At 44.8% G+C, this 8,939-nt stretch carries 10 protein-coding genes; 4 read left to right on the top strand and 6 right to left on the bottom strand.

The genetic code is table 11. The features are described 5' to 3' along the window. Positions 1–428 precede the first annotated feature (428 nt). The 4 genes from D1970_RS15605 to tatC all read left to right on the top strand — a co-directional run bounded on the left by D1970_RS15605 (position 429) and on the right by tatC (position 3,278). Positions 429–2,042, top strand: a complete 1,614-nt coding sequence (locus D1970_RS15605; protein ID WP_119113804.1) for a PhoX family protein — start codon at positions 429–431, stop codon at positions 2,040–2,042. Positions 2,043–2,081: 39 nt separating this feature from the next. Further along, positions 2,082–2,279 (top strand): hypothetical protein, encoded by a 198-nt coding sequence (locus D1970_RS15600; protein ID WP_119113803.1) that lies wholly within the window; start codon positions 2,082–2,084, stop codon positions 2,277–2,279. A 4-nt stretch (positions 2,280–2,283) separates the two neighbouring features. Next, positions 2,284–2,487 carry a twin-arginine translocase TatA/TatE family subunit gene (locus tag D1970_RS15595; protein WP_119113802.1) on the top strand — a complete coding sequence of 68 codons (204 nt, stop codon included), beginning with the start codon at positions 2,284–2,286 and terminating at the stop codon, positions 2,485–2,487. Positions 2,488–2,555: 68 nt separating this feature from the next. After that, the gene (gene tatC, locus D1970_RS15590) at positions 2,556–3,278 is read left to right on the top strand and encodes a twin-arginine translocase subunit TatC (protein ID WP_119113801.1); all 723 of its coding nucleotides are present in this window, start codon (positions 2,556–2,558) and stop codon (positions 3,276–3,278) included. A gap of 52 nt (positions 3,279–3,330) precedes the next feature. Here the strand turns inward: tatC and D1970_RS15585 are convergent, their stop codons facing one another. The 6 genes from D1970_RS15585 to D1970_RS15560 are packed head-to-tail and all read right to left on the bottom strand — an operon-like array spanning position 3,331 to position 8,906. Then, a complete protein-coding gene (locus D1970_RS15585; RefSeq protein ID WP_119113800.1) occupies positions 3,331–3,933 on the bottom strand; it encodes a VOC family protein in 603 nt (200 codons plus the stop codon). A 44-nt stretch (positions 3,934–3,977) separates the two neighbouring features. Next, positions 3,978–5,246, bottom strand: coding sequence for a hypothetical protein (locus D1970_RS15580; RefSeq protein WP_119113799.1), 1,269 nt, complete (start codon positions 5,244–5,246; stop codon positions 3,978–3,980). 35 nt (positions 5,247–5,281) lie between these two features. Beyond that, a complete protein-coding gene (locus D1970_RS15575; protein WP_119113798.1) occupies positions 5,282–6,784 on the bottom strand; it encodes a PH domain-containing protein in 1,503 nt (500 codons plus the stop codon). After that, positions 6,781–7,275 (bottom strand): PH domain-containing protein, encoded by a 495-nt coding sequence (locus D1970_RS15570; protein ID WP_119113797.1) that lies wholly within the window; start codon positions 7,273–7,275, stop codon positions 6,781–6,783. The genes D1970_RS15575 and D1970_RS15570 overlap by 4 nt, the downstream gene beginning before the upstream one ends. 42 nt (positions 7,276–7,317) lie before the next feature. Continuing rightward, positions 7,318–8,223 carry an ABC transporter ATP-binding protein gene (locus tag D1970_RS15565; RefSeq protein WP_119113796.1) on the bottom strand — a complete coding sequence of 302 codons (906 nt, stop codon included), beginning with the start codon at positions 8,221–8,223 and terminating at the stop codon, positions 7,318–7,320. Next, entirely contained in the window at positions 8,223–8,906 is a 684-nt protein-coding gene (locus tag D1970_RS15560) for an ABC transporter permease (RefSeq protein ID WP_119113795.1), read from the bottom strand. The genes D1970_RS15565 and D1970_RS15560 overlap by 1 nt, the downstream gene beginning before the upstream one ends. Positions 8,907–8,939 lie beyond the last annotated feature (33 nt).

Genomic DNA, 8,939 nt, shown 5'->3' with positions numbered 1-8,939 from the left:
ATTTCGTCATTTACACAAAATTATTGACGCTCCCGGCTATTGATGGTTATGTAATATCTAGAACCTTATTGTTTATTTTCACTTTAAATTTATTAACTAAATTGGGGTACTTCATCATTAACAAAAAAGATTAGCTCATTTGCGCTAATCTTTTTTCATATCAATATATGCAGGCAGTTTGTTTAAAGCGAGATTTTTAATTGATGAAATGAATCTTTCTGCATTTACTTTTTCTCTGCCCTCCCAAAATAGGTCTTAAAAAATCTAATGTTCCACGTTCCGATAACTTTCGATGTCCCCTTCACATCCCCTTAAACATCATACACGCAGTCTTAACAAATCTTAACACTAGCTTTATTCAATTAAGCGGCTCCGTTCCCTATAATTTTCATTGAAGGATACATAAATATTAAGGGAGTTGTTGGGGGATGGATCGTCGCTTATTTTTAACGTATGCAGGGAGTACAACTGCCGCTTTGGTTGCGGCTTCGACTGGAATTGGAGCTTTGACTGGAAACGCGATGACTGGGAATGAACAAGGTCCCGGAAAAGGAAAGCCAATGTCTGCGCCATTCAAGCCGATTCAGCGCACATGGGAAAATGACCTGGTACTGCCGAACGGCTATAAGTACAACATCATTGCCTCTTATGGGGATGAAATCAACTCCAAAGGCGAGAAGTTTGGCGACTCCGCCGATCTTACACTGTATTTCCCGATTGATAGCTTAAAAGGCGGGAACAATTCTGAAGAAGGCTTAATCTGGGTGAATCATGAATTCCCTGAACCGGCGAATTATATGAAAATGCTGGGGATTAACGAAGCTACCTTCAAGAAAGAGAATCTTGCGAACTACCCTGAACTGCTGAAGATGGAAAAAGAATCTGTTGGCGGCTCTGTCATTCACGTCAAGAAAGAAAAAGATGGATGGAAACTTGTTAAGAACGATAAATACAACCGCCGCGTCGATGGGACAACCCCTATTGAATTGACAGGGCCTGCCCTCGGGAGTAAGGCTGTCAATGGAGCTACTAAAGTTTTTGGCTCGCTTGGCAACTGTTCTGGCGGAAGGACACTGTGGAACACGGCACTGTCCTGCGAAGAGAATACAACATACGGCAGCTCGTACGGCTGGCCGAATTTCGATGATACCCATTACGGCTGGGTGGTGGAAGTGGATCCATTCGATCCTACAAAACCTGTCCGCAAACACACTGCGCTTGGCCGATTCGCCCATGAGAACGCAGCTGTGGGGCTGACAAAGGATAATCGTGTTGTTGTTTACATGGGAGACGATCAAAAGGACGAGTGCTTCTATAAGTTCATCAGCAAAAAGATATATAACCCTTCGTCCCGTGAAGCAAACTTTGACATCCTTGAATCAGGAACCTTATATGTAGCGAACATGGAGAAGCAAAAATGGCTTCCAATTGATTATGCGACAAATCCGAATCTCCAGGCTAAGTTCAAGGATCAGGCTGATGTTTTGACTAACGCCCGTGCCGCTGCACGCATTGTTGGCGGAACCTTGCTTGACCGCCCGGAAGATGTTGAAATCAGTCCGCGCGACGGCTCTGTCTTCCTTGCTCTGACCAATAATAGCAAACACGGAAACTTCCACGGCCAAATCGTGAGGTACTTCCCTGCAGACGGCGATCATGGCAGCGAATCATTTACGTTTGAAGTGTTTGTAGCTGGCGGCCAGCAAAGCGGCATCACTTGCCCTGACAACCTGCATTTTGATAAAAAAGGAAACCTTTGGGTTGTTGAGGACTACGAAGCAACGGAAGACAATGTGTATGCAGCATATAAAAACTGCGGCGTATTCCTGATCCCGACAGACGGCAAATCCTATGGCGAGCCGTTCCAATTCGCTTCAGGGCCAAAGGGCTGCGAAGTAACAGGCCCATGGCTGACAGCTGATGAGCGCACGCTGTTCCTTGATGTCCAGCATCCCGCAACATGGAACGCCTATCCGGGATACGATTTCGGCCGCTCCTGCCTCGTCGCTGTACAAGGCGGAAGCTTCGGTAAATACTTCTAACTTCCTTTTCAAAAAAATGGCATGGAAGGGGCCTGTATCATGATTCTAGTCTGTTCCAAGCATGTAAAAAACGGGTTGAAGATGATTGACCTCCCTCATGTGCATTCAATCACCGAGCAAAGCTCTCCCGGCTGTGGGCAGCAATGCGAAGTGTGCAGGCAGAAACCGGATTATAAGCTGTTTAACCATTCAGTTCAACGGAAAAAGACAAAAGAAAACGTAATGATAGGGGGTTAATTTTATGCTTTCAAACATCGGCATTCCCGGTTTGATAATTGTCCTGGTCATCGCATTGATCATTTTTGGGCCTTCAAAGCTGCCTGAACTGGGGCGCGCGGTTGGATCTACCCTGAAGGAATTCAAAAAGTCCACACGCGAACTTGTCTCCGATGACGACGACCATGAAAAAGGAAAGACAAAGCTCAAGGACGATCAAGCAATTTAATCTTGAAACGGGAAGATGTAAGCAGCTACGACGCTTGCATCTTCTTTTTATAAAGGAGCTTAAAGGGGATGAATAACATCAATATGGACCTTGTCGGCCACTTGGAAGAATTGAGGAAACGCCTCTTAATTACCCTGGGGACTTTCATTTTGCTGGTGATCCTAGCATTTATTTACGTACAGGATGTGTATCGGCTGCTTGTAAAAGGATTGCCGGTTGAACTCGCCATCCTCGGCCCCAGCGATATTCTGTGGATTTACCTGGTTCTCGCCAGCGTCATTGCCATCGCTGGCACCATTCCAGTCGCAGCGCACCAAGTTTGGCTTTTTATCAAACCTGCCTTGAGAGAACACGAGCGCAAAGCAGCACTAGCCTACATACCTGCCCTGTTTCTTCTGTTTATCGCAGGGCTGAGCTTCGGATATTTCGTTATTTTCCCGATGGTATTCAAGTTTCTGATGTCACTGTCAGAAGATATGTTCATGAACTTCTTCACCGCAGAGAAATACTTTATGTTCCTAATTCACATGACCCTGCCATTCGGCTTTTTGTTCGAGCTTCCCGTCGTCATCATGTTTTTGACAAGCCTGGGTCTGCTCACCCCATCGCTGCTGAAAAAAGTCAGGAAGTATGCGTATTTTATCCTGATCCTGACTGCCGTCCTGATCACCCCGCCGGATTTCCTCTCCGACATATTGGTGATCATCCCATTAATCTTTTTATATGAATGCAGCATCGTGCTATCTAAATTTGTCCACATGCGCAAAAGAACCACCCAGCCTGCAGCGTAAAACAAAAAGGGTGATGCAAAAGCATCGCCCTTTTATTGCTATTGACGGATCTTTATGAAGAAAAAATCTTCACTCCATTCGGGTCGCTGCTGCCCGGGCTTAAAAAGCTTTTAATTACCGCTTCTTCAATCATTGTATCCCCACCTGGAACAGCAATAACTTCGCCGACCGGATGGTTAAACAAGAGTGCCAAGTCGCGCGCGAGTCCGTCCTTTTTCGTTGCTATTTTCAGATTAGCCATTGTCTCGTCACTCTGGATGCTGTCAATGACGTCTCCATGTGTTTGAAGCTCGATTTTAAAACCGTATGGAGTGTTAATAAATGTTCTTCTTTCCCCGAAATTGATTCCCCATTCCATTGTTTCAGCCCGGCTGCATATTTCCTTTAGTCTATCCTCCGTTACCAAAAAGCCTACATGATCAAATGTAATCTTCTTGCCATAGCCAAAAGTGATATTCACTGCTCCTTTTCTTACTTCAATGATCCGGAAAAGAATATTCTGGTCGTGAAAATCATCCCAAGTTAATGGCGGGTTGAACTCCTTAAACTCTCCCTCGTGTCTTCCCACCCGCAGCGACACCCTGAAACCATTTTCCCGATAGAACCTTTCTGTCTCTTCTACGTATGGAGTCCAAAAATGATAATGAAAAAGCATAGCCGTACCTCCTTCAAAGGAATTTAATCAATCGTTTGATTAATTTACACCTCATTCAACGTAATTACCTCTCCACTTCCAGCATGCACTGCGTGCTGGGAATCCAGTTTTCCGCATAGCACATACTGGTCAAAATCGGGATCATATACGTAGCAAGGCGTCACGGTGATGTGTTCTTTAAGGATTTCAAAGGCTGCTTCCCTCGATAAGACGGGTGGCCCATCGCTTTCAAACAGCTCAAACTCCTCCAGCATGATGTCATTATCGATATAATTCACTACCTCTAATGTATCTCCATCTATGAAAATGCCCAGTTTTCTTTTTAGCAATTGATTACCGGGATGGGCGGGCCGCAATGTAGCGAGGATATACCCGAGGTCGCGGTCCAGCCTTTTTAGAATCCACCGGCCGCTATCCTCAGGATAGAACTGACGCAACAAGTCTGTGACCACTGCAATGCACCGCTCCTGTTCTTCTTTTGTGATTGGTCGTAAATCAGGATGTTGTTCACCCGACAATGCCTGTTCAATCGTTGCTCTATCATTATATTTGATGTACTGTCTATTCAAGCGTTGTTTGAGCGGTGATTCCCAATGAAGGATAACATCCACATCTAATTTAGCACCCTTATCTCCTATGATGTCAAAAGGAAGCGTTGCTGTCAGGTCATTCCGGATGTAGATTTCCTCTATTCCATAAAGCGGCAGGAGTTTCTTTTGTTCTGAAGCTGGATACTCAATCAGCTTTGTTTGCTCCAAGGCCAATTCCTCCACTTTTTCAAGTGACAGTTCGAATGTGTCCGCTTGAACCATTTCTTCAGCAGGAAACGTCCCGCTTAAAGAAAAAAAGGTCAGCATGCCCGCGTTGTCATAGTGGACTTCAATATACCCCGGTGGTGAAACAGAAACATCGTGGATGCTTGCTGTAAAATGCAGCTCCCCTTCCTCTTTCCGCTGGAGCTTGAATTGTTTTCCGTATACCAGCTTTGTTTCCCGTTCGACCCAGCTGATCATGTCAGCTGTCCCAAGGCTGGAAAATGCGGTGCGGCTCGCATAAGATTTCCCTCCGACAAAAATGGCGCTTTCAAATTCGCCGTTTCCCACGTTCACCTCAATTACAGCCGTTCCATCTGGATTATAATCTTCATCAGGCACACTTTTTATATGGGCAGGAAACCACTCCATGCTGAGTAAATACCGCGTTCTGCAGAGAGAATCTATTTTCCGGTATAAACTATGCCTCTCAAGGCGATAATCCTCCAGCCCGAATTTTTCGTTTGCCAATAGAACAAGCTCGCTCAATCTTGCATCCATTTTGTCGCCTCGCTTTCAATCGAATGCTCTAAACACTATTCCACATGAATTTCCTTTGTTCGCCCTATATACCAATTGTAAAAGGCATCGGCCAATTCCACAGGGACATCATCCACACCCTCATGCCGGATTGGCTTTGCGCGGTTCACCGTCCCGACTGACGCAAGCCCCAGGAACCGCTGAAATACATTCCGGGTTACCTTCACTTCAATGACCTTGTCACGCTTAGAAACAAATAAAGTGGTCGTCAGGCTGCCCTTTTTAAACTGGACAAACCGCTCGTTCAACACGTAGCGCGTATGGAAGAAATCCATCAACCTCATTCCGTAAACCGTGATGAGGAGAAGAACAGACAGTACCCACCACGCACCATCCCAAAATGGAATGGAGGACCTAAAGTAATAGAGGGCAGCTGTTGCCGCCAACCATACCCAGCTTGGCGACAGCATGCGGATCCAAAATGACTGCTTGGGGAGGCTCTCCATTCCTTCTGTCACCCTATAATCGGGCAGGATTTCCGAAATCATTTCATATGCCCTCTCCACCGGCAGGAACGGGTAGAGTGTATTTATCTCCAGTGCATCATCTCCCGAACTGATGCTGCCTGCACTTGTCAGCTTCACTTTAGCCAGGCCAAGCAGCCTTTTCAATGACGACTGTGTAATCTCAATCGCCTGCACTTTTTCCTTGGGGATGGAAAAGGCGCTCTCTTCCACCATCCCTTTGGAGATGTAAATCCGTTTTTCATCCGAGGATAATTCGTACTTCCCATACTTCAAGAATGTCCTCCCGATTCCGAATGCAACGGACACCGCTACAATCAGCACAAGGATCATCGCTAATACCCACCAGGAGCTTAAGAGGTAGGAGAATGCCCCTTCGAGCTTCTCTTCTTCCAATTCAAAGATATCATCGATTTTAAAGTAAAAAGAAAACAGTAATGGAACCAGGAACAAAAAGCTTAAGGATGTGAAGGAAGCTTTTAGAAGATCATTTTTCGTCGGCTTGAAATGCACGGTACGCCCTGGCAGAGTTTCTTGCTCTTCCTTCTCCACGGACGGTAAATCATCGTCCAGCCCGGTGGGCAGTGGTTTCCCGGCCCTTTCCACGTAGTTTTCCATTTTATCCGCTTCAGCACGTGAAATCACTTCGAATTTCACTTCGGCATCCTCGCCGGCACTTCCTGTATTAAAGCTGAGGGAAGTCATTTTAAAAATGCGGTGGAACAGCGTTGTATGCCGGTTTACATTCTGTACTTTAGAAAACGGGACAGTCAGCTCGGACTTGGTGAACAGCCCTTTATATAAACGGAAAGACGTTTCATCAAGTTCGTATTTATGTGTAAGCCAGCCTATTATTTTTGAAAAAAACGACAGGACAAAAACCAGGATAAACACGTATCTTCCGTACTTGAAGTAATTGGATGATGAGCCTAGTCCAACCACAAAAAGCATAATAAAAAATACGAAAAAGCTTTTAACAAAATTGACTAGGTCAAAGACCAACAGAAGCGGATGGTATCGTTTTGCCCTGTTCATCCTTCCACTTCCTTGATCTTGGCGTACTGGGCAATCTGGTTCCTTAACCCAATCGCAATGTCCTTCGGTAATGCGGGAATAGCATGGGAGGAGGCCATCGTTTCAACTGTCACTGTGTAAAGCCCGTACCTTCTGAGCAAAGGTCCCTGTGTCGTTGCCACTGACTGGATTTTCGTCATTGGGACCAGATTATGTTCTTCCTTTAAAACTCCGCGTTTCAACTGCAAAAACTCTTCCGTCACATCATAGCGCCAGCTTTTATACAACAGCTTGGGCCTTACGAAAGACCAAACCGCCCCAGGCACAGACAGTATGACGAGACCAATAAGGATCCAGCCGATCCATTCTTTCCATGAAAACCTGTAATCAAGGTAGAACAAGACGCCAAGAATGACAAATCCAATCACATTCTCAATCGCCTCATCGATCAGCCATACTTTGACCGCATCCTCTGATAGCCTCTGCTGTGGTGCATCATTTTCAACATACATCGGTTAACGCCAACTTTCTTATTTTTTCCTATACCTTCCATTCTATTGTTCTAAGAAAATATCTTCAAGTGACGGTTCTTCAACATGTACCCGATAAACGTCCACTCTGCATTGCTGGAAGGCCCGTACCATTTCGGCAATTTTTTGTTCATCATCCACTGTGATAGTCACACAAGAATCATTCATTTCCAGGCTGGTCCCTGCTGATTCTAGCCATTCGCGCAGCTTTGCCTGTTCGGAAATTGGTATCGGGGAATGCTTAAGCTTAACGGTAATAGACGATCTGTAAAAAGCCCTCAGTTCATCCATTGTCCCGATTTTCACAATCTCCCCTTCCTTCATGATGGCAATGCGTGTGCATAATTTCTCGACTTCATCGAGATTATGTGAGGTCATGAAGACGGTCTTACCGCTTTTTTGCAAATCACGAATCAATTTTTGGATATGAAGCACAGCTTCAGCATCCAAACCAGAAGTGGGTTCATCCAAAAAAATGAGTTCAGGGTCGTGAATGATCGCTTGTGCGATTCCTAGCTTTTTTTTCATTCCAAACGAAAATTTTACTGCTTTTTTATTGGCATGCATCTCCAAGCCTACTTTTTCAAGGACTTTCATGCACTCTGCCTTTGAGGCCGGCCTTCCCGATAGTGCTGAAAAAAATTTCAGGTGACCCAATGCAGTTAGTGAGCCATATAGATTTGCATAGTCCGGCATCACTCCGATATCCTTCTTCACAGAGTCGTCACCGCCCTCAACACCTAACAGCGAGAACGAACCTGAACTAGGATGTATAATGCCTGTTAACATATTAATGAAGGTAGATTTACCGGCTCCGTTTCGCCCCAGAAATCCAAAAACCTCCCCTTGTTCAACGGTTAAATCGATTCCTTTTACAACCGGAACCGCCCCATACGACTTCTTTAGCTGCTTTGTTTCAATGGCAATCATCAGCAATCCCTCCTGTTAAAAATCAAACCGGCCGCAAAGAGCAGCAACCCTGAGAAAAGAAAAGTGACTAAAAAGGTATAGCCATCCTGATCCAGGTAGTAAAAAGGGGTTATATACTTGATCCAGCTCACCCATACATTTTCGGTAAGTGTCAGCCAAAATCCCATTATAGGGACCAGTATCCCGACTACTATTCCCAGGAACATAGTAAAGCTTGGTTTTGGAATAAGAACGGAGACAAAAATGGTTAACGCAATTTGGAACGTTAGCAGACTCATTGTCTGAGAAAAAATATACAAGTCCAGCTTATGCGCAAATATGCTAATGAGCAGGAAAGAAGTCAACAGGCACACAAACCAGAACATTAAAATCCCGAAAAACTTCCCAAGAAGAATGGAGACTCTTGAAGTTCTTGTGACTAAAAACCTCATGGTACGCTCATGCAGTTCCCTGTTGATGCTATCGTGTGAAAGGCCCATTATAAAGAGCTGCCCAAAAAGGACGATTAGTCCTAATAAACCAAAGTAGTGAATATCTATATCCTCTACATCTGTAAGTTCGGTCACAATAAAGCTGGCAAACTTCGCTGAATAATAAGAGGTTGCCAATAAAATAGCAATAATCATTATTGATTTAAAGCTTTTGAATAAGCTGACAAACTCCCTTTTACCGATTTCATACATATTTTGTTTCTCCCTTCCTGTATCTCTGTGAAC

It is taken from the genome of Mesobacillus zeae, assembly GCF_003570705.1.
Lineage (GTDB): Bacteria > Bacillota > Bacilli > Bacillales > Cytobacillaceae > Mesobacillus_C > Mesobacillus_C zeae.
The sequence above is the reverse complement of the archived record's forward strand: the minus strand, read 5'-3'. Positions and strand labels throughout refer to the sequence as shown.

Coding starts and splice junctions, on each gene's coding strand:
- D1970_RS15585 (WP_119113800.1), bottom strand. CDS start 3,933: ATGCTTTTTCATTATCATTTTTGGACTCCATACGTAGAAGAGACAGAA.
- D1970_RS15595 (WP_119113802.1), top strand. CDS start 2,284: ATGCTTTCAAACATCGGCATTCCCGGTTTGATAATTGTCCTGGTCATC.
- tatC (WP_119113801.1), top strand. CDS start 2,556: ATGAATAACATCAATATGGACCTTGTCGGCCACTTGGAAGAATTGAGG.
- D1970_RS15605 (WP_119113804.1), top strand. CDS start 429: ATGGATCGTCGCTTATTTTTAACGTATGCAGGGAGTACAACTGCCGCT.
- D1970_RS15565 (WP_119113796.1), bottom strand. CDS start 8,223: ATGATTGCCATTGAAACAAAGCAGCTAAAGAAGTCGTATGGGGCGGTT.
- D1970_RS15580 (WP_119113799.1), bottom strand. CDS start 5,246: ATGGATGCAAGATTGAGCGAGCTTGTTCTATTGGCAAACGAAAAATTC.
- D1970_RS15575 (WP_119113798.1), bottom strand. CDS start 6,784: ATGAACAGGGCAAAACGATACCATCCGCTTCTGTTGGTCTTTGACCTA.
- D1970_RS15600 (WP_119113803.1), top strand. CDS start 2,082: ATGATTCTAGTCTGTTCCAAGCATGTAAAAAACGGGTTGAAGATGATT.
- D1970_RS15570 (WP_119113797.1), bottom strand. CDS start 7,275: ATGTATGTTGAAAATGATGCACCACAGCAGAGGCTATCAGAGGATGCG.
- D1970_RS15560 (WP_119113795.1), bottom strand. CDS start 8,906: ATGTATGAAATCGGTAAAAGGGAGTTTGTCAGCTTATTCAAAAGCTTT.